Below are 20,799 nucleotides of genomic sequence, written 5' to 3'. Positions count from 1 at the left end.
TTTATAGGGTATCTATTTTCAGTCCATATAATATTAAAGGTATTCTTTGAAAAATTTCGTTATATTTTCTATCAGGCTTTTCGTGTTATTATTAATTCCATGATTGGCATCTTCATAAATCAGTAGTCTTGTTGAAAAATTATTTTCCTTTAAATTTTTAAACAATACAATTGCATTTTCAACATTTACCCTTTCATCATTGGCCCCATGGATAATCATATTTTTTACTTTTTTATTTTTGATCATAGGAATAGCAAGAACTGAAGAGCGCTTATCCATTTCTTTTTTCGAATTTTTCTCAAAATCAGGAATGAGTTTTTTGTAAAGCTCCCACATTTCCGGTCTGTCTTTTTGATTTAAATCAGCAATGCCTCCTACCGTAATATTTACGTTTACTCTGTCTGTTTCTTTTAGGACTAAAAAGTTGGTCATTGCTCCTCTGCTTACACCCAGCATTCCAACTTTTTTGGGATCAATAGTCTCCTGATGATCAATAATTTCAAATAATTTTAAGACATCTCCAATATCTTTCCCCCCAAATTCATCTTTTCCTTCACTACGGGCTCCTCCCCGTAACTGAGAGCCTATTACCACAAAGCCTTTAGCCGCAATTTTTGATAGAAAATCCGTTAATACTGGTAGAGTTACAGCTCCAAGTTCACCATTGCCTCCACGGTTGAAAATAATTACGGGATACTTCCCTTTTATTTTGGGCTCTATAAGAAACCCTCTTATTTTAAGATTGTCTTCTGATAAATAATTATATCCGAAAATTTTTACTGAGTCAAGATGTTGATATTCCGTTTTATAAAACTCTTTCCCTTCAGTATTTTTTACGGTATACCCCCCTATTTTTTCCGGTTGTAATTCCTCAAAACCGGTTGATAAATTTTGAGAGAAAACCAGATTCGACAGAATCAGTAAACAGAAATAAATAATTCTTTTCATTTTCTAAGTTTTTTTATTTGCTCTGGAGAATATTTTTTAGGATATTCTTCATACCAGGTTAGTAAGGTCTCTTCTCCCAGGTTATCATACACCCTTTCATATAAACTTTTTAATCGGTCTGTATGGCTTTCAACATTAAATGTGTCATTATACCACTCCTGTTGTTTTCTTTTTTCAGGCTGATGATGTATAAACCGTCCAAAATGTGCAGAACAAAAGGCTTCATAGTCCTGCGTAAAAAGAATAAAGTTATGCCACATCTCATCAATTATTAATGTAGAATCATCAATAAAAACATCATCAACATGGTTACCTAGCCATAGCCATTTCAATGTTTCGTTAAATATCTTCAAAGCTTCTTCCTTCTCAATATTGTACATGGTTAAAAAACGATCAATAACATCATCATTTCTGTAGGCCAGCACATCATGTAAGCTTTTGTTTATCATAGTAAGTCTAGTTTTAGATAAGAAGGAATGATTGCTCATTCCTTCTTTTTTTAGTAATTAAGGAGCAATTGCAACAACTGGTCCGCTCGGATTGGTCGGGGAAGTTACTGTACAGATGTAGCATTGAGTAATAACAATCGGCTTAGGAGGAGCCGTGCATGCAACACCACCATAAATTCCTTTAAGACCTTCGATTTTCTTCTTCAACAAATCATCAATAACTTTCTTTTTTCTGTTACTTTCAGAACTCATAATTAATAAACAGTTTAATTTTCTCCTACTCTATTAAGCTTTTCGGATTTCGCTTTTTTTAACAGAGCAAACATAAATTTTAATTAGATATATTCATAGCATACACTATTTATATTTATAAATTTAGAGCATATTGAAGCACCGCAACCATCTTAATTACAGAACGTTGCTTTTTTTATGAAACGAAATAGATCATTGTAATCATCCCTGTTAAATACTAACCTAAACAATATTGAAGAGAACAAAAAGTCCGGTTATCATACATGTAGGAATGCTAATTATAAAGAAAATGACACCATCTATCTTTATGGTGCTACCTGGTTTTTAGAGAATGAGGGATATAATACCACAAGTATCGGTTCCAAATATAAGAAAACCGCTCTTTTAAGCGGCTTTCTTTGATTACTTTTTACGTTTGTAGTGAAGTTGTACCAAACCGGTTTCAAATGTTTTTACGGTAATAAATTCAAGTACCTGTTCTGGTCTTCTGTCATTAAAAAGTCTTGTCCCATCACCTAATAAAACCGGGACAACCGAAATTACAAACTCGTCTATTAGGTCTTGCTTCAATAATTCATTAATTATTTCCGCCCCGCCGTCGCAATAAATATTTTTACCGTTTTCTGATTTTAAACGCTCAACCAATTCGGTTAAATTGCCCGTATAAAAAATCGTTCTGCCTACTTGCGGCCTTTCTGTTCTGGTAATTACATAAACATCCCGTTCCCCATTATCATAATGAGATGCTCCGATTTCATTTACTACATAATCATAGGTTCTTCTACCAATAATTATGGTATCAATTTGAGAAGTAAATTCCGTATAGCCATAATCTTCGCCTTCTTTCTCTACAAGTTTTAAAAAGCTTAAATCGTCATTGGGTTGCGCGATATAACCATCTAAGCTCATCGCAATAAAAAGTGATATTTTTCGCATTGTTTGAATTTTAATGTCTCTGCAAATTTACTTTTACCCAGCCTGGTATACTTTGTAAAAATGCGACAAATCAAAGTAACGATGGCAAAAGTCCTGTATTTCTTTTGATTTCATGGCTAAGGTGTGAATGGTCATAGTATCCACATTCAAATGCAATATCTAAGAGACTCCTGTTTTGATCCGGATTTCTGATCAGGTGCAAAGCATTCTGAAATCGGATTATATTGGTATATTCTTTTGGTGATATTCCAATAAGTCTTTTAAAATCCCTTTCCAATTGTCTTACGGACGTGAAATTCCTTTTTGCAAGCTCAGATATGCTGATTTTTCCTTTTGCAGAATGTATCTCGTTAAGTACAGGTTGTAACTTGTTGTTCTTATTCTGTACTCTAGCGGAAAAGAATTGATCAAAATAATGGAAAGTATCCTCTAATGCTTTGTCAACGTTAAAGGAATTTGATTTTTCAAATTCAATCGTGTCGTCTACCAGCTCATTCTGTGAAGTATAATTATAGAAATTGGCAAAAGCTGCCGGCTTCAGGCATGCACCGATTAAATGAGTATCAGTATCAATAAAACTATCTTTGAATGAAGTCATTGCTCCCACTACATAAGTTTTTCCGAACTCCATTACGACCGAACCGTTATCCGTCAAACAAGGATCTCCTACATTCATTAGTATACCAGCACAGCCATCCGGAAAAACTCTTTCCCATTGCTCTTCCTGTTCATTTCCTTTCAATTCCCAATAGAAATGAATGAAGGATTCTAATGCTTTATGCGGATGTACTTTTTTATACTCCATAGGTTTATTTTACAGCCCGATATTCTATTGCATTTCTTACTACAAATGCCTTTAATCAGTCCAGATAGCCCTTGATTGTTTTTAAAACTCCAAAGCTGTCATTGGTACACGCTTCAAAATTGGCCACCTGCTTTACATTCGGGTGTGCATTTTTCATCGCGTAAGAATATTTGGCATTCTTCAGCATTTCTATATCGTTCATATAATCTCCGAATGCCATCGTATTTTCAGGAGAGATTCCCAAAGATTTCTGAAGGATTTTCAAAGCGTTTCCTTTATTGATATCCTTATTCATAATGTCCAGCCAGTATTCTCCCGAAACAACCACTTCCAGACCAAATTCTTCAAATCTTTTCAAAACCGGATACAGATATTCTTCAGAGCCTTCAGGATGATAGACTGCTATTTTAAAGGCTGTATCATCAATTCTTTCAGTAAGATCATCCTTTTTCATATTTTCGGTATAATACTTTGAGAAAAAATCTACAAACTGCTGATCTTCGGTTTCATAATATGCCATTTTTTTAGCTGAGAGTACCGCTTTCGCTCCCGGTATTTCCCGAACCGCTTTGATGATCTCAACAATATATTTATATTCCAATATATCAGCAAAAAGCTCCTGATCTTTATAGATCACATAACCTCCATTTTCAGCGATAAAGCCGATCTCACTCTCTATATCCCCGAAATAATGGGTAATCCCCGGCATCTGCCGGCCACTCGCGGGAACAAATACAATATTTCTTTTTTTCAGTTCTTTATAAATATCCGAAAATTCAGGGCTCATTTCATGGTTGGAATTCAGAAACGTCCCATCCATATCCGTCACAATTAATTTAATTTGTTCCATAATTTTATTGAGAAAAAGAGATGTTATATTCTGTATGTATCAGAATTACCATCTGCATATTCTTTCCAAAGGTATTGATTTTATTATTTTTTCTTGTAATGAATCCGGGGCAGGCTTCTTAATATTGCCGCGCTTTGTTCCGGGGTAATGTCTCGCTGAGGCTCTGCAAGCATTTCATACCCTACCATAAATTTCTTTACTTCCGCACTCCTGAGCAGCGGTGGATAAAAATGCATATGAAAATGCCATTCCGGATGTTGCTTTCCGTCCGTAGGTGATTGATGAATTCCCGCAGAATAAGGAAATGACGTTTCAAAAAGATTGTCATAAATTGTAGTCAGGTCCTTGAGTATGGCTGCAAGTGATTCTTTTTCATCCTCAGAAAATGCTGCAATATTTTCTCTTTGTTGTTTACTGATAATCATTGTTTCATAAGGCCATGATGCCCAAAACGGCACTAATGCTGCAAAATTTTCATTTTCTGTGACCATACGTTCGCCGGCCGTTATTTCCTGCTCAATATAGTCCTCCAGCAATGTTCTTTTATTCTTTTCAAAATAAGATTTCAACTGATCCTGGGTTTTCTGAACCATTGCCGGAACTGATGACTGTGCCCATATCTGGCCGTGCGGATGAGGATTGCTGCATCCCATGATGCTTCCTTTATTCTCAAAAATCTGAATATAATTAATATGGTCGAAAGCTGCTAATTCAATGAACTGCGCCTGCCATGCATCCACCACATTTTTTATTTGTTCCACGGACATTTCCGGTAAGGTAAGGCTGTGGTCTTCAGAAAAGCAAACAACCCTGTTGATTCCACGTTCCGGAAGCAGGGTAAAAAATCCTGAATGTCCTTCTGAGAAATCAACCTCTTCATTAAGCAACGCCCCGAAATCGTTATTAAAAACGTATGTCCCTTTATAGTCAGGGTTGCGGGCTCCGTTAGCACGCCAATTTCCGGAACAGAGATAACAGTCCGGATCATAGGCAGGACGATCATCTGCTGCGGTCTTCTCTCTCTGCCCTTGCCAGGGCCGGTTTGCCCGTTGGGGAGAAACCAGTATCCATTCATTCAGGAGAGGATTGTATCTTCTGTGGGGATGTTTATTACGGTCAAATGATGTATTCATTGGTGTATTCTTTTATCCCGTCTGAAATTTTAACTTGATACACTTTCATCTGAATATTAAAATGTTCAAGATATTTTTCACTGATGGCTTTAATCACTTCTTCAGCTCTGTTTTCCTGAATCAGGTTGATGCTGCAGCCCCCAAAGCCGCCTCCCATGATTCTTGCTCCCAGAACCCCTTCCTTCTGCAATGTGTTTTCAACCAAAAAATCAAGTTCAATGCAACTGACCTCAAATTCAGTGGACAGCCCGGCATGGGTTTCTGTGAGAAGTGTTCCCAGATATTCAATATTTCCTTCCGAAATTGCTTTGGCCGCCATTTCTACTCTTCGGATTTCTTTCAACAGATAGAGACATCTTTTGTATGAAATATCTCCCATTTCTTCCTTTGTATGATCAAGCATAGACAATGTAAAATCCCGGAATTTTTCAATCTCAGGGAAATTTTTCCATAAGACTTTTTTGCCGTGTTCTACATCTCTACGTCTTTCATTATAGCCGGATGTCAGATGACTATGCTTTACACAGCTGTCAAAAAGCAGCAGGCTGTATCCTTTAAGGTCGGCATCAAAATATTGATGCTCCAAAGAATTACAGTCAAGCATAATCACCTTATTTTCCTTTCCGAAAACGGAGGCAAACTGATCCATAATTCCGCACTGAACTCCTGCAAAAGTATGTTCTGATTTTTGCCCGATCACCGCGATTTCTTTCTTGGTGAGATGAAGGTCAAAAAGTTCATTGAGGATATAGGCAAAGCCACATTCAAGGGCTGCCGAAGAAGAAAGTCCGGATCCCATTGGAATGGTACTACTGAAGACAATTTCCATTCCGCAAAACTGGTTTTCCGACTTCTGCAACTGGCTGAAAACGCCCAGAATATAATTCATCCACATTTGCGGTACAGGTTTTACCTCTATTGTGACATCAAATGTATATTCTTCTCCGAGGTCTTTGGCTATGATGGTACAAAAATTAGACTGTGGCAGCTTGCGGACGGCAAAACAAATGTATTTATCTATGGCAGCAGGTAATACAAAACCGTCGCTATAGTCTACATGCTCACCGATAATATTAATTCTCCCGGGAGAAAGGAAGATGTGTTCAGGCTCTGCTTTGAATTCGGTCCTAAACTTTTGTATGGTTGGGTTGATTAACTGTTCCTGCATATCAATCTCATTTGATCAACAGATCTGGGCTCATCTAAAGTATAAAACTACTGAATTTTAACAGAGAAGTTATACTTTTTCTGCCCAATCTTATTTCATTTTTTGTGAATCTTTAATAAACTGGTCTAATCCTGAATCTGTAAGCGGATGTTTAAGAAGAGAAAGTATAGGAGCCAAAGGACACGTTACCACATCAGCACCAATCTTTGCACAATTGATAATATGCATGCTGTGTCGGACTGAAGCAGCAAGGATCTGTGTCTGAAAAGCATAATTGTCATAAATCTCCCGGATTTCCGATATCAGATGAAGGCCATCGGTAGAGACATCATCCAGTCTTCCCAGAAACGGAGAAACATAGGTGGCTCCTGCCTTGGCAGCCAGCAATGCCTGTCCGGAAGAGAATACAAGCGTACAGTTGGTCTTTATTCCCTTTTCAGAAAAATAGCGGATGGCTTTAATCCCATCTTGAGTTATGGGTACTTTTACAACAATTCTCGGATGTAGTGCAGCAAGCTCTTCACCTTCCTTAACCATTTCTCCAAAAGTAATTCCTAAAACTTCAGCACTTACATCGCCATCCACAATGTTGCAGATATCAAGATAGTGTTGGTGTATGTTTTGTTTTCCGGAAATCCCCTCTTTCGCCATCAGCGAAGGGTTGGTGGTTACTCCGTCAAGAACTCCAAGGGCATGGGCTTCTTCTATCATCGCCAGATTGGCAGTGTCAATAAAAAATTTCATAAAAAGTGATTGTTATTTTATAAGTGTTAAAATTACACTTATATTTTAATAAATCATCATATGATTACACTTTTTTATTGTTTTGCTAAAAATTATTCCATGAAATAATTAAACTCTTTCCTGTATTGAGAAGGACTTTTTTGGATGTATTCCTTAAACGTTTTATTAAAATAACTGAAATTATTAAATCCGGATTCAAAGCAGACTTCTGTAATGCTTAAGGGCTGTTCAGCAAGAAGCTTGAGGGCATGGGTAATTCTGTATTCGTTAACAAACTGTGTAAAGGTCTTATTTGTGATTTTTTTAAAATAACGGCAAAAAGACGGTACTTTCATATTGGCAAGATCAGCCATTTCTTCCAGGGTTATGGTTTCTTTAAAATGATCTTTGACGTAATTGAATATAAGATTGATTCTTTCATTATCTTCAATCTGTGTCTGAAGGTAATATTTTCCCGCATTTAAAATCCTGTAATCCTGAGTAACAGCCAATTCATCCAATATTTTTAAAAATCTGCATAACCTGTCCAAAGAGGAAGCTTCATGCATCTCAACAATCTCTTTCCCGATTCTTTTTTTCACATCCTCCCCAAATACAATACCTGCTTTTGATTTTTCAAGCAAAGAAGAAATCCTTTGCATTTCCGGTATGTCCCAGATAGGTTCTCCTAAAAAATCAGGTTTGAACTGAATAACCATTTCATACTCATTATGCGTACTTTCATTGGTGAGTCCGCAATGCGGTAGATTGCTTCCTATAAGTACAAGATCTCCTTCTGAAAAATAAGTGATACTACTTCCAATCTGTCTTTTCCCGGAACCTTTGCATACAAAAATCAACTCAATCTCGGGATGGTAATGCCAGACATGTGATTTTATATTCTCATTAGTCAGAAATTTAAGGCTGGTAAAGCTGCTTCCTATAGTAGGTCTTACCGCCTCAAAAGAAGGATTTACATGTTTCATAGGCCAAATACAAATAATTTCATATGCAAAATTAACAAATAATACACTAATATCATTAAACAAGGTTAATATAGCACATAAATATGAAAATTTAATTATAGCCTGAGAATTATTGGTGCCCTAGCTTTGCAGTATTAATCCTAAAAGCCTTAACCCATGAGCACATTATTAAAAGCCGTATTTTTTGCAGGAGCCTTGTTGTTTTCAGCAAATGTAATGAGTAAGGATAGAGATTTTTCCCTTTCCTTTGGAAACGTACAAGCCAAAACGTTAAATTTTGAGCTGTCGAACGCCAGAAGCGTATCTGTTTTTGTTTATAACAGTGCACATGATGAACTATTCTCCGAAAATCTTACGGATGGGAGCCATGTAATGAAAACGTATGATTTTCAAAGCTTTGAACCCGGAACTTATTATCTGGTAGCAGAATCAGAAATGAAGATAGAGAAGTATAAAATACAAATCAGTTCCGATAATGTAATGGAAGTGGAAAAAAAGCCTGTGAGCTCAATCAATAAGCCTGAATATACCATTTCCGGTAATATGGCGAAGCTGCATATGTCGGATGTAAAGGGTCCCGTAAATATTTCAGTATATGATCTATCCAATACGACGTATTATACATCCAACAGAGAATATGCTGACGGCAATGTAGATATTACCTTTAATCTTAACCCACAAACAGCCAACCAATATATCATCCAGGTTGAAGAAAACGGAAATATTTTTAATAAAATAATTTCCCTTAGATAACCCGCTACATTTAAAGATCATTCATTCCAATTATTTGGATTTAAAATTTTACATAGCTATTATTATTTGAGGCCGCTCTTCTTTCCGATCCGGAAAAAAAACGGCCTCATTTTTTAATTGTGATGTCCCATATTCAATTTAATTTTTTTCAGATCTTCCAATTCGTGAACAGGGCGTTCGATGTCATAAGGAATCGGTTTTTTGGAAAAAGTCTGGAAATACAGCAGGCAGGCATCCTTCCACCAGACTGCATCTTTTGACTGAATCTTGAGTTTTGACTGAACATCAGCAAATCTTTGTTCATCTATATAAGGTTCCATCTTATCCCATACTTTCTGATAGTCCCTTGCTTTTTTTACTCCGGAATCATACGTATAGCACAGCTCATCCCATAGTGTTTTTCCGTCTTTCATTGTATAATCCCACGGAACATGATGAAACCACAGGATAAGATTTTCCGGACAGGTTGAGATATTCCCATACCTTTCATTCAATGGTGGAAAATATTGCGAAACAGCATTACTTCCTGTTTTTGTTCTGTTAAAGCCCAATCCCTGAGCATCAGCCTGATGATAATAGACGGGTGACCAGTCCGGTCTTCCGCCTTTATAATCTCCCCATGGCTCTGGCCCGTAGTGATGTCCGCCTGCAAAAATATGGTGAAGTCCCAAAGGCATCATATAATCCACAGCGGTTTCTCGGGACGAAAGCATCATTTCTTTTACCGGATTCAGGAATTTCTGATTGTCTGTAAAGGTCATTTTAATCCATTCATCCGCAATCTGCTCTGAACTCAGCTGATGGTTCCATGCCAACCTTCCGAAGGCATACCAGTTGGCCTGTGCAAAATGATGCCCTGTCCAGTTTGTATCTTCCCCGATATTGGCAACAGCCGAAATGGCTGTCAATTTTGCGGGTCTTAAAGTTCCGTCTGTTATTTTAGCAATCGTAGATCCCTGACCGTCCGAGTAAGTATCACTTTCCAGTGTTTCCTTGAATAATGGAGCCAAATAAACCAAATGATTTGAAATGCCCAGATATTCCTGTGTAATCTGAAATTCTACCATTTCGGAAGTTTTTCTTAATGCTCCGAAAAGCGGATTAAACGCTTCGCGGGGCTGAAAATCAACCGGACCGTTTTTGATCTGAATAATCACATTATCCCTGAATTTACCATCCAGAGGAACAAATTCCAGATAAGCTTGTTTGGCTCTGTCGTCTTTGCTCGGACTGTAGACAAATGCTCTCCACATCACTATTCCATGGTAAGGTTTCAGGGCATCAGCCATCATATTGGCTCCGTCTGCATGGGTTCTTCCGTAATCCTGAGGACCCGGCTGCCCTTCGGAATTGGCTTTCACCAAAAATCCGCCGAAATCGGGAATTAACTTATAAATTTCAGCAGCTTTATCTTTCCACCACTTTTGTACATCCTTATTCAATGGATCTGAATTTTGCAATCCGCCAAGCACTTTTGGGGAAGAAAAATTCACAGAAAGATACACCTTGATACCATAAGGCCTGAAAATATCAGCCAGAACTTTGACTTTCTTAAGATAATCTTCCCTAAGCATATTGGGCGATGCATTCACATTATTCAAAACAACGGAATTAATTCCTACAGAAGCATTCGCTCTCGCGTATTCTTCATAGCGCGGAGAAATTTTCCCGGGCAGATCTTCCCATTTCCAAAGCGATCTTCCGGCATATCCCCTCTCAATGCTTCCGTCCAGATTATCCCAATGATTCAGAATCCTTACATCGTATGATGGCTTTTCAATACTGTTTAAGTGAGACAAGTCGGCTTTTGTCTGCTGTAATCGTAAAATATGATAGACTCCGTACAACAGTCCTATTTCTTTGCCTGCAGAAATAACGATTTTTTCAGGGGTGGAAACAATCTTATAGCCGTCTTTCAGATTTTTCTCTTTGTTTTCGGTACGAAGTTCCACCGCCTGTCCCTGCCAGTGGCCGCTCAGCTCTTTTCTGGCAATGTTCAGCGTGGGACTGTTCCCTCTGGAAATAATTTTATCTGCAGATATTCCGTTTTTGGCAGGAAACCGAAGCCATAGCTGACTTCCGTCCTCCGCGAAGGCCAGTAACGGAATGATCAGAAAAAATAGAATGTTGAGTCTCAGATATCGCATTGAAAAATTTTAAATTATTAAAGATGACTATGACCGGTCTTCCAGACCTTCAATCCTCTTGATTTTCCCTTCCTGATCGTATTCCAGTTCAATCACTTTCATACTTCTCAACCATGTTTTACCGCCACTGGGAACAGAATCATGGAAAAACAGGTACCACTTCCCTTTGAATTCCACAATACTATGATGAGTAGTCCATCCTACCACCGGAGTAAGAATTTCACCCTGAAAGGTAAACGGCCCGTAAGGATTATCCCCGGTTGCATAGCAAATCAGGTGGGTGTCTCCTGTGGAATAAGAAAAATAATATTTCCCGTTGTACTGATGCATCCATGATGCTTCAAAAAAGCGGTGTTTATCTCCATGAAGCAGTGGTTTTCCGTTTTCATCAATGATGACAACGTCTTTAGGTGCTTCAGCAAATTCAAGCATATCATCGCTCAGCAAAGCTACCTTAGAATGGATTGCAGGTTCATTATTTTCGGGAATTACAGCAGATTCAAGTGCTTTATTATCCCTGTAGCGCTGTAATTGTCCACCCCAGATTCCTCCGAAATACATATAATATTTTCCCTTATCTTCAAAAATGCACGGATCGATGCTGTAACTGCCCATCATCGGATGCTTTTCAGGAATGAAAGGCCCGTAAGGTTTGTCGCTCACAGCAACCCCGATTCTGAAGATATCATTCTGATCTTTCAAGGGAAAGTACATATAATATTTACCGTCTTTGAACGCAACATCACAATCCCACAGCTGTCTTCCCGCCCATGGAATATCTTTTACCGAAAGTACTACGCCATGGTCTTTAATTTCTCCACCTTCCACATCATCCATTGAGAAGACATGATAATCATTCATGTCAAAATGGTCTCCGTTATCGTTTTCTTCAATTCCACTTTCGCGGTCATGAGAAGGATAGATATAGATTTTATCTTCAAAAACGTGAACGGAAGGGTCTGCCATATAATCTTCCGGGAATAAATATTTTGATTTTTTCATTAAGTAAAAATTCTATTGATTTTAGTTTTTCTCTGCCAATTTTATTATTTTTTGTACTACTGGTTTCTCCTGATCTTTCCTGTCAAAAAGTAGCGGGTAATCCGTTCTTCCTTTTACCGGGAAATCGTTTTTCCAGGATTGCTTATCGGTAACACCCCATAAGGTTACTCTTCTTATTTTGTCTTTATGTTTCAAAAACAAACCAAAGAAATCAAGATAGCGTTTTTCCCATTTCGCTTCTACTTCCTTGGGAAGACCTTTGGTGTAAGGATTCATTTCTTTCTGATAGGCAACGGTATCCGAAACATTGGCAGAGCTTCCCCACGGAGAAGGCAGCGCACTTATTTCCAGTTCTGTTATATTAACTTTAACTCCGGCATTGGAATAATCTACAATTGCTTTTTCATACTCATCCATAGAAGGGTTATCCATTCCGACGTGAGACTGCATTCCCACCCCATCAATGCGGATTCCTTTTGATTTAAGCTTTTCAACCATTGTAATGACTGCTTTTACCTTTTCAGGATACCATTCATTATAATCGTTATAGTATAGTTCTGCATTGGGATCGGCTTCCTGTGCATACTGAAATGCCAAAGGAATAAAATCTTCACCCAGGATTTCGTAAAATTTACTTTTTCTGTAGGTTCCGTCTTCCATAATGGCTTCATTCACCACATCCCATCCTTTTACTTTCCCTTTGTAACGGGAAACTACCGTTGTAATATGGTTTTTCATGCGTTGTTTCAATACTTCCGGAGAGACATCCTTCCCATTTTTATCTGTAAAAAACCATTTTGGAAGTTGCGAATGCCAGACTAACGTATGCCCGATGATGAACATCTTGTTTTTTATTCCAAAATCGACAAATTTATCGGCATCGTCAAAGAAGAACTTCCCTTCCTGAGGCTGAAGGAACATAGATTTCATGCAGTTTTCAGCAACAATAGAGCTGAATTGGTTTCTGATGATGGCTACCGCTTTTTTATCTGTACCGTCAATCTGGGGAAGACTCATCGCCGTTCCGATGTAAAATTTATTCTGAAATGCTTTTTTTAAAGTACCGTCAGACTTCTGCGCCGACAGACCGGCAGCGGTAAGAGCCGCCAAACCTAGTAAAATACGTTTCATAGTAATCGTTTATTTTCTTCTTTCAGCCAGATCTTTTTCAATCTGAACTTCCATTTTTTTGTTGATTTTGTAGAATAAAAGCAGTCCGCAGGCAATGAAAAACGGTATGGATGGAAATATGCTCACAAGCATTTTCGCTCCTGCAGCCACTGTTTCAGGCTGAATAGCCTGTTCGCTCCCGTGTACTGAAATGTATCCGTATTTCCCAATGATCAAAGCGACCAATGAGCTTCCGATGCTGAGACCTACTTTTAAGCCAACCATCATTGCGGAAAAGATAATAGCCGTTGCCCTGCGGTTGTTCTTCCATTCCGAATAATCGGCAACATCAGCAATCATGGCCCACAAAAGCGGCGTACTGATTCCGTAAAAGAATCCGTGTAAGATCTGTGACAAAAACATCACTTTTACTGCTTTCGGAGGGTAAAATATAAACATCAGGATGAACAATGTAGAGATAAATAATGAAGCAATAAAAGTATCACGCTTTCCAAATCTGTCTGCCAGCCTTTTAGAGAAAGTAATCCCGACGATCATCATGACAATTCCTCCTGCATTAAATAATCCGAATCCCGCAGACTTTGGATCTTCTCCGAAGAAATTCATCCCTGCAGAATTAAAAAATGCGGTAATGGGTGAGATAAAGCTCTTCAGGGCATTTTCATCCACATAGTTGTTAAAATAATATACATAAGATCCTCCTTTCATAGCCAATGTGATAAATATAAATGCGGTCACGGTAAGCATAATAATCCACGGTCTGTTCTGGAATAAATCTTTTAAATCTTCTTTCAGACTTGATTTCTGCTCCGGCTTGGGAATGATTCTTTCTTTGGTCGTAAAAAAAGTAATCAGAAGCATTATGGATCCGATCACCGCCAGCCATGTCATAACAGTTTCAATTCCCTGAGCTTTATCTCCGTGTCCTACATATAAAATGATGGGAAGCATAAATACCTGTACAAAGAACTGTGCAAACATCACGGCTACAAAACGGTATGAAGAAATACTGTTCCTTTCTCCCATATCTCCCGTAATAACACCGCTCAACGCAGCATACGGTAAGTTATTGGATGCGTATAATAGCAACAATAATGAATAGGTAACCGCTGCATAGATCATTTTACCCTGATAGGAAAAGTGAGGCGTACTGAAAGCTAATAGTGCTGCAATACCAAGCGGTACAGCGGTAAATAGAATCCATGGACGGAATTTCCCCCATCGTGAGCTTGTACGATCCGCCAGTGCTCCGATAAGCGGGTTAAAGCCAAACCCGGCAATTAAACCTACGGTAAGGGTGATGACAGAGGCATCTTCTGCCTTGAGTCCGTAAATATCCGTATAAAAATAGGTTAAGTAGGTTACCAGGGTCTGAAAAACAAGATTGGCTGCCAGATCTCCCAGGCTATACCCTACTTTTTCTATTACCGATATTTTTTGCGGTTGATTATCCATTGATTTTAATAAGGTTTTCTATGTTAAATTAATTTTTTTCTGTTGTAAAAGGTGAAGCAGGCAGCCCATTTTTGTTTTTAAGATTGCCGTCCGGGTTGTCTGCCCAGTCGTAACGTACATTGACAGGGCTGGTGACCTGGTCATTCCAGACAATGACTTTACTACCTTTTGCTTCTGCTTTGGCCCATTGGTAACTGCCATCTTTCTGCTGTATGGCAAAACCTTTCAGTTCTCCCTGTACCAGATCATCTGTTCCGGGTTTAAAGGATAAAATAATGGTATTCCCTTCTGTTTTCATGGACTGATAAACGGGTCCGTCTGCAATAATCTTTTTACCTTCCGCAATTTTCAGGGCTTGTAAAGCCAATCTGTCACCTACTGTTTTTTTATTCAGCGGATGAATATCGTTCCATTCTCCTACATCAATAGCTACTGCAAGCCCTGCGTAAGGAACATTGAGGGAAACCTGTCTCTGCTGCTCTCTCAGCTCAGCCCAGCCACTATCCAGAGGTTCATCTTTTTTCTCCATGAAATTAGCCAGCTGTACAATCAGGAACGGCAAATCATTCTTGTTCCATTTTGAACGCCAAAGTGAAATCATTGTTGATAGCAAATCTCCATATTCTTTAGGTTTTCCTGTATTGCTTTCACCCTGATACCAGATAAATCCTTTGATTTTATAATTGATCAGCGGGTTAATCATGGCATTATATAGTCCTAACGGTTTCCACCGGATAAAAGTTTGTCCGGGAGCCATTTTTTCCATTTTTGCTCCTATTTTATATTTCCACTCGCCTTTAAGATCTGTTTTTTGTCCGTCAATTTCGAGGTAATACGGTTTATCGGCAATAAACTGTCCCTTACCGCTTCCATTGATTACTCTTACGGTAATGATATTCTTGCCTTCTTTTAAAACACCTTTGGGAACATCATACCAACGTGGCGGATATTCATAAGTCACATTTCCTACTTTAATTCCATTGATGTAAGTAACATCAGCATCTTTTATCCTTCCCAGATTCAAAAATGCTGTTTTCTGATCCACTCCTTTTGGAAGAATAATTTCTTTGCGGAACCATACCGAACCGTCAAACGAGCCTTCCTGATCCTCCCACGATCCCGGTACCACCATGGTTTTCCATCCGGAATCATCCCCATTGTCTTTCTCCCAGTGCTGGTTCAACCCTATATCACTCTGATCAAGCTCTGCATACCATGCTTTGCTTAGGGACCGTTCCTGAGATTCTGTGGTTTTTATCAGGTCATCATTTTTCCATCTTTCTGCTTCAGTAAGATATTCCGGATATTTTCTCAGTGAGTTTTCATCCATCCAGGCCTGAACCGGAGAGCCTCCGAGACTGGTGTGAATGATTCCTACCGGAACTTTGTTTTTTTCATTCAGTTCTTTGGCAAAGAAATAGGCAACTCCTGAAAAATCAAGAATAGTCTGAGGGTTGGTACTTTCCCACTTCCCACCGTCAAGATCATTTTGAGGCGCTTTAAAATTATATTTCTGCGGGACAGTAAAGAATCTTATATTCGGATTATTGGCATTTTTAATTTCATTTTCATACAGAGGTGTCAGCCTGCGCATCGGAAGTTCCATATTGGATTGCCCTGAAGCCACCCATACATCTCCAATAAGGATATCCTTAAGGGTGATCTCATTAATTGTCATGCTATATGGACCACCGGCATTAAGCTTTGGAAGCATAAGGGTCCAGTTGCCATTCTGATCAGCCGTGGCATGATAGGTTTTACTGATAAACTTAACCGTAATTTTTTCTCCCGCATCTGCATATCCCCAGATTTTCAGATCCTGGTTCCTCTGAAGGATCATCCCGTCCGAAACCAAAGCAGGGAGCCTTACTTTTGCATGAAAACTGCAAATGGCTGCCAGAAAAAATAATAAGTATAGGATTCTGTTTTTCATGGGAAAAATCTGTTTTTATTTTTAGTTCAGCTTGTATTGCTTTTCGTATTTTCCTTTCAGCAAACGAACTTCGATGATTTTAGCGGTCATCAATTTTTCATCTGCCAGGAATTTTACCGTTAGATGTTCTTTATTCTTTTCTGAATCCGGTATCGGAACAACCAGATATTGAGGTAAGGCTCCGGACTTTCCGTTCAAATTCTGAGTAATGATGTTTTTACCGTTGATTTCAATATTCAGTACTCGATTGGCATTGGCATCAAAATAAAGCAGGTAAAGGAATGAAGCATTTTTCTCGTTATTTTTCATCTGATAGCTAAACCAGCCTTTGGCATCTCGGAAGTGCCGGTCTTCCATATAACCTGTACCAGAGTCTTTGCTTTCTATAAAATGATCTGATTCCGGCTGCTGTTCGCCCAGTTGGATTCTATCAGTTGTAAGGACATCCAGTTCTTTGGTTTCCGATTCCTCTTTCGCCTTCTGTTTCAGCATATTTTCTATCCCGTTTTTGTCGGCTTGCGGCCAGTACAGAATATATCTTTCTGCCTGGATACTGTAAAACGGTACAAGCTCTAAACCTTTCCCGAATTTTTCCGACGGATAAAGCCCTGTAACGGCAAAGTTGAGCGGTTTACTGTTCAAAGGTGTAACATGGCTGACTACCTCGGAAGGATTTCCAAGGATAACTGGAATTTCGTTTAAAGGAATCTGCGGACCATGAGCAATATGGCCGCCTCTGCTATCGTCCGCAAGAAGTCCCTGTTGGTTTTCGGCACCGTATGTTGCGGCAAGCACTACAGGACCGTATTTAAATGCATAATAATTGGAATGGTCAGGAAGTTGTTCTGCAGAAAGATGCATCGGCAAAATCATTTTCACAACATCTCCTTTTTTCCATCTTTTAGTCAGTGTAAAATAGCCATCGGAACCTCGTTGTACTTTCTCCTGTTTTCCGTTGATCAGAATTTGTACTTCCGAGGCTGTGGTCCATTCCGGACATCTTAGTTTTAAACCAAATTCTGATTTTTCTGCGGCATCAAAGATCAGTGTTGTTTCAGGAACTTCCGGGAAGTTGTTCACCTGACGAACTATCACTTTTTGCTGTTTCCAGGTCAATGTGGAAGGAATAAACAGGTTCACATATAAATCCTTATCCGACCGGGCATAAATCATTTCCCCGTATTTGGCATGATTTTCCATCCCCGATCCTACACAGCACCAGAAGCTGGTCTGAGGCTGTGAATAAACACGATAGTGTCCGGGACGCATCGGGGTAAAGTACACGAAGCCTCCCTGGTTATAATTTTCCGTGGAAAGGATATGATTGTATAATGCTTTTTCGTAATAATCGATATAATAAGATTCAGGTAACGTTGCATAAAGCTCTTTCGTCAGCTTGAGCATATTATAGGTATTGCAGGTTTCCGGACCTTCTATACTTTTTATCATGCTGCTGAAATCATTGGCAGGGTTAAAATGCTCACTGACACTGTTTCCGCCAATAACAGACGATCTTTTCTCGGTAATATTATGCCAGAAAAAATCAGCGGCATTACTCCAGGAAGTATTATTTTCAAGATCAGCAATGCGTTTGTAGCCGATTACTTTTGGAATCTGTGTATTGGCATGAAGACCTGTAAGCTTATCTTCTCCCGCCAGAAGAGGATTAAGGATAGCCTGATGGGAAAAGCGATGAGCCAGTTGCAGATATTTTTTTTCATGGGTGATATCGTAAACATCCGCAAAAACTTCGTTAAGTCCTCCATGCTCACTGCGCAGCATATCCTGTATCTGTTCATCAGAAAGGCCTGACACTTCATTCAGCATCCAATCCGTAAGTCGGATCAACATTGTCTTTGCTTTTTCACTTTTTGCATACCAATAGGCATCGCGTAATCCTGCATATAACTTATGAATATTATACAAAGGAACCCAGCGATCATTCAATCCAAAACCTGAGGCGCGTATATTCCCCTGCTTTATTTCTTTCCAGATCTTTTTCCCGTTGGGAACCCCAGAAATGTATCCGTCCGGAGAAGCTTTCTGGCATCGTTCCAGCTCACTGATCATATAATCAATCCTCTGCTTGATTCCGGAATCACCTGTGGAAGCATACATTAATGATAGTGCAGAAATGTAGTGTCCTCCTATATGACCATCTAATCCGGTGTTTTCCCAATTGGGGTAATTATCTGCTTTTGGTTTTAGTCCGGCTTCCTTAAGATAGGGAGCCAGCAATCTGTCCGGCTCCATCTCCATAAGGTATTTCCGGTCTGCTGTCATGGCTTTATTGAAAACACTCTCTGATAACCTTACAGTTTCCAAAGGGAAATAATGAATTTTCTCCTTTACCTGGGCTGAGGTGAATGAAGCGAAACACAATAAAATAACTGAAAATTTTGGTCTCATGAATAAATGTTAATTCAACATTTCTAAAATAATGGAAACAATCTATATACGAAACTTTTTTTGAGTCTGTTTTAGTTATTTTTTTATTTAAAATCTTTCACAAAGCCCGGAAAATAAAAGAAAAGCCACTACCTTATCATAAAAAATAAGATAATCAATTCACAGAAAAAGAAAACTTTGCAATCACAGGATTCCCTATGAAAATGAATTAAGAATACGTTTTAATAAAAATTTCAATGATATAGCGAATACCTTATCGTATTTTTAACGTTAAGCTATTTTAATTAATAATAATAAGTGTTAATTCTAATTTTAACACAATTTTAACATTAAATTCATATACATTTAACTGGATTTCATTGCTATTTTTCATTTTTAATCCCAGTTTTAGCTCCCAAAATACCTTTGTAGAATCGTTTTAATAAAAATAATGATTCAGATTTAAAAGTGTAAGAATTACATTTGTATAAGATCGTAAGTATAAAAGTTTTACCTTTGCATCAAAATATAAAAGATGACTGAGGATTACTCCCAATATCCCAAACACCTGGTTGCTGTTGACTGCATTATTTTCGGTTTTGATGGCGAAAATCTTAAAATCCTATTGGTAAAAAGAAATTTTGAACCCCAGATGGGCGAATGGTCCCTCATGGGTGGATTCATTGGCAGTGAAGAGACATCCGATGAAGCGGCCAACAGGGTTCTGTATACATTAACTGGTCTTGAAAATATTTATCTTGAACAGCTGAAATGTTATACGGAAATTAAACGTGAGCCTACAGCCAGAATCATGTCAATCTCCTACTATGCATTGATCAATATTGAAAAAGATATTCAGATCAATGAACAGTACAGTGCAGAATGGGTTGAGCTTCAGAAAGCACCGGATCTTATTTTCGATCATAACGATATGGTAAAGGATGCGGTAGCCAGACTGAGGAGAAGAGCTTCCACCGGACCTATCGGCTTTGAGCTTCTTCCTGAAAAATTCACCATGAAGGATCTTCAGAATCTTTATGAAGCCATTTTTGACGAAAAATTCGATAAGCGTAATTTCACAAGCAAGATCAATAGCATGGATATCCTTGTCAATACCAATAAAAAGGATATGACCTCATCCAGAAAAGGTTCTTTTCTTTACCGCTTTGACGAAAAAAAATACACCAAGAAAATATCGCGCGGGTTTATGTTTAAAATGTAATTGTTTTTGATATTATGCAAATCATCTATTTAATATCTATACCCTGCACCTTTCCACAAATCTTCTATGACCTTAAGATAAATGAAATCTCGTTTTTTACGGGATTTTTTTTTGAGCTAACCTGGAAATTTCAGCTGGCAAATAAACATTTGCGCCTTTTTATAGAAGTATCATAAAGAAAATTTATGATAAGGTTTTCTATTTTCCCTTTCAAATAAAACAATTATAACTATTTGCCAATTATTATATTTATGATATGATTTTTTTATGTTAATTTTAACTAAAATATTGACATATATTTAAATAAATATGTATTTTTATACAAAACTAACAACAACAAATATCATTTATTTGAATTTTCATCATATCATGCTTCATGCGTGAAAAATGGAGAAAAAGAGAATAAGGGTTTTCATATCTGAAACCTGACAGAGATAGTCCTGTCATTTCCTCCCCGTGATTAATGCCGAAAAACCGCAACAGATTACAACACTTTGAGATAAGCAGTTTTTAGTCAA

General features: G+C 38.2%; 18 protein-coding genes. 2 read left to right on the top strand and 16 right to left on the bottom strand.

The features are described 5' to 3' along the window. Window positions 1-33 precede the first annotated feature (33 nt). From MTQ00_RS03285 to MTQ00_RS03240, 10 genes are all read right to left on the bottom strand, one after another. Complete coding sequence (locus tag MTQ00_RS03285) at window positions 34-948, bottom strand: alpha/beta hydrolase family protein (RefSeq protein WP_273647727.1); 915 nt, start codon at window positions 946-948, stop codon at window positions 34-36. Then, window positions 945-1,397, bottom strand: a complete 453-nt coding sequence (locus MTQ00_RS03280) for a hypothetical protein (RefSeq protein ID WP_273647726.1) — start codon at window positions 1,395-1,397, stop codon at window positions 945-947. The genes MTQ00_RS03285 and MTQ00_RS03280 overlap by 4 nt, the downstream gene beginning before the upstream one ends. Before the next feature lie 57 nt (window positions 1,398-1,454). Next, window positions 1,455-1,649 (bottom strand): hypothetical protein, encoded by a 195-nt coding sequence (locus tag MTQ00_RS03275; protein ID WP_273647725.1) that lies wholly within the window; start codon window positions 1,647-1,649, stop codon window positions 1,455-1,457. Window positions 1,650-2,051: 402 nt separating this feature from the next. Further along, window positions 2,052-2,585, bottom strand: coding sequence for a dihydrofolate reductase family protein (locus MTQ00_RS03270; protein WP_172278222.1), 534 nt, complete (start codon window positions 2,583-2,585; stop codon window positions 2,052-2,054). Between the two features lie 70 nt (window positions 2,586-2,655). Continuing rightward, window positions 2,656-3,390 carry a helix-turn-helix transcriptional regulator gene (locus tag MTQ00_RS03265; RefSeq protein ID WP_172278220.1) on the bottom strand — a complete coding sequence of 245 codons (735 nt, stop codon included), beginning with the start codon at window positions 3,388-3,390 and terminating at the stop codon, window positions 2,656-2,658. A 55-nt stretch (window positions 3,391-3,445) separates the two neighbouring features. Beyond that, window positions 3,446-4,240, bottom strand: coding sequence for an HAD family hydrolase (locus MTQ00_RS03260; RefSeq protein ID WP_172278218.1), 795 nt, complete (start codon window positions 4,238-4,240; stop codon window positions 3,446-3,448). Window positions 4,241-4,323: 83 nt separating this feature from the next. Next, the gene (locus MTQ00_RS03255) at window positions 4,324-5,373 is read right to left on the bottom strand and encodes a UDP-glucose--hexose-1-phosphate uridylyltransferase (RefSeq protein WP_273647724.1); all 1,050 of its coding nucleotides are present in this window, start codon (window positions 5,371-5,373) and stop codon (window positions 4,324-4,326) included. Beyond that, window positions 5,357-6,541 (bottom strand): galactokinase, encoded by a 1,185-nt coding sequence (gene galK, locus MTQ00_RS03250; RefSeq protein ID WP_273647723.1) that lies wholly within the window; start codon window positions 6,539-6,541, stop codon window positions 5,357-5,359. Before galK ends, MTQ00_RS03255 begins: the two co-directional genes overlap by 17 nt. 90 nt (window positions 6,542-6,631) lie before the next feature. Next, window positions 6,632-7,285 (bottom strand): fructose-6-phosphate aldolase, encoded by a 654-nt coding sequence (gene fsa, locus MTQ00_RS03245; RefSeq protein WP_273647722.1) that lies wholly within the window; start codon window positions 7,283-7,285, stop codon window positions 6,632-6,634. A gap of 92 nt (window positions 7,286-7,377) precedes the next feature. After that, window positions 7,378-8,250 (bottom strand): AraC family transcriptional regulator, encoded by an 873-nt coding sequence (locus tag MTQ00_RS03240; RefSeq protein WP_273647721.1) that lies wholly within the window; start codon window positions 8,248-8,250, stop codon window positions 7,378-7,380. 156 nt (window positions 8,251-8,406) lie between these two features. On the opposite strand from MTQ00_RS03240, the gene MTQ00_RS03235 reads away from it, so the two are divergent. Then, on the top strand, window positions 8,407-9,003 hold the full coding sequence (locus MTQ00_RS03235) for a hypothetical protein (protein WP_273647720.1): 597 nt from the start codon (window positions 8,407-8,409) through the stop codon (window positions 9,001-9,003). 113 nt (window positions 9,004-9,116) lie between these two features. On the opposite strand, the gene MTQ00_RS03230 is transcribed toward MTQ00_RS03235, so the two are convergent. The 6 genes from MTQ00_RS03230 to MTQ00_RS03205 are packed head-to-tail and all read right to left on the bottom strand — an operon-like array spanning window position 9,117 to window position 19,080. Further along, window positions 9,117-11,150: an alpha-glucuronidase gene (locus MTQ00_RS03230; protein WP_273647719.1), complete on the bottom strand. Its 2,034-nt coding sequence runs from the start codon at window positions 11,148-11,150 to the stop codon at window positions 9,117-9,119. Window positions 11,151-11,177: 27 nt separating this feature from the next. Then, a complete protein-coding gene (locus MTQ00_RS03225) occupies window positions 11,178-12,152 on the bottom strand; it encodes a glycoside hydrolase family 43 protein (RefSeq protein WP_273647718.1) in 975 nt (324 codons plus the stop codon). A gap of 21 nt (window positions 12,153-12,173) precedes the next feature. Then, window positions 12,174-13,283: an endo-1,4-beta-xylanase gene (locus MTQ00_RS03220; RefSeq protein WP_273647717.1), complete on the bottom strand. Its 1,110-nt coding sequence runs from the start codon at window positions 13,281-13,283 to the stop codon at window positions 12,174-12,176. A 9-nt stretch (window positions 13,284-13,292) separates the two neighbouring features. After that, window positions 13,293-14,738 carry an MFS transporter gene (locus tag MTQ00_RS03215; RefSeq protein ID WP_273647716.1) on the bottom strand — a complete coding sequence of 482 codons (1,446 nt, stop codon included), beginning with the start codon at window positions 14,736-14,738 and terminating at the stop codon, window positions 13,293-13,295. Between the two features lie 28 nt (window positions 14,739-14,766). Further along, window positions 14,767-16,671, bottom strand: coding sequence for a sialate O-acetylesterase (locus MTQ00_RS03210; protein ID WP_273647715.1), 1,905 nt, complete (start codon window positions 16,669-16,671; stop codon window positions 14,767-14,769). Window positions 16,672-16,692: 21 nt separating this feature from the next. Then, entirely contained in the window at window positions 16,693-19,080 is a 2,388-nt protein-coding gene (locus MTQ00_RS03205; protein WP_273647714.1) for a glycoside hydrolase family 127 protein, read from the bottom strand. A gap of 514 nt (window positions 19,081-19,594) precedes the next feature. Between MTQ00_RS03205 and MTQ00_RS03200 the strand changes: the two genes are divergently transcribed. Beyond that, window positions 19,595-20,281, top strand: a complete 687-nt coding sequence (locus MTQ00_RS03200; RefSeq protein ID WP_172278194.1) for an NUDIX hydrolase — start codon at window positions 19,595-19,597, stop codon at window positions 20,279-20,281. Window positions 20,282-20,799 lie beyond the last annotated feature (518 nt).

It is taken from the genome of Chryseobacterium sp. B21-037, assembly GCF_028570785.1.
GTDB classification, from domain to species: Bacteria; Bacteroidota; Bacteroidia; order Flavobacteriales; family Weeksellaceae; genus Chryseobacterium; species Chryseobacterium proteolyticum.
The sequence above is the reverse complement of the archived record's forward strand: the minus strand, read 5'-3'. Positions and strand labels throughout refer to the sequence as shown.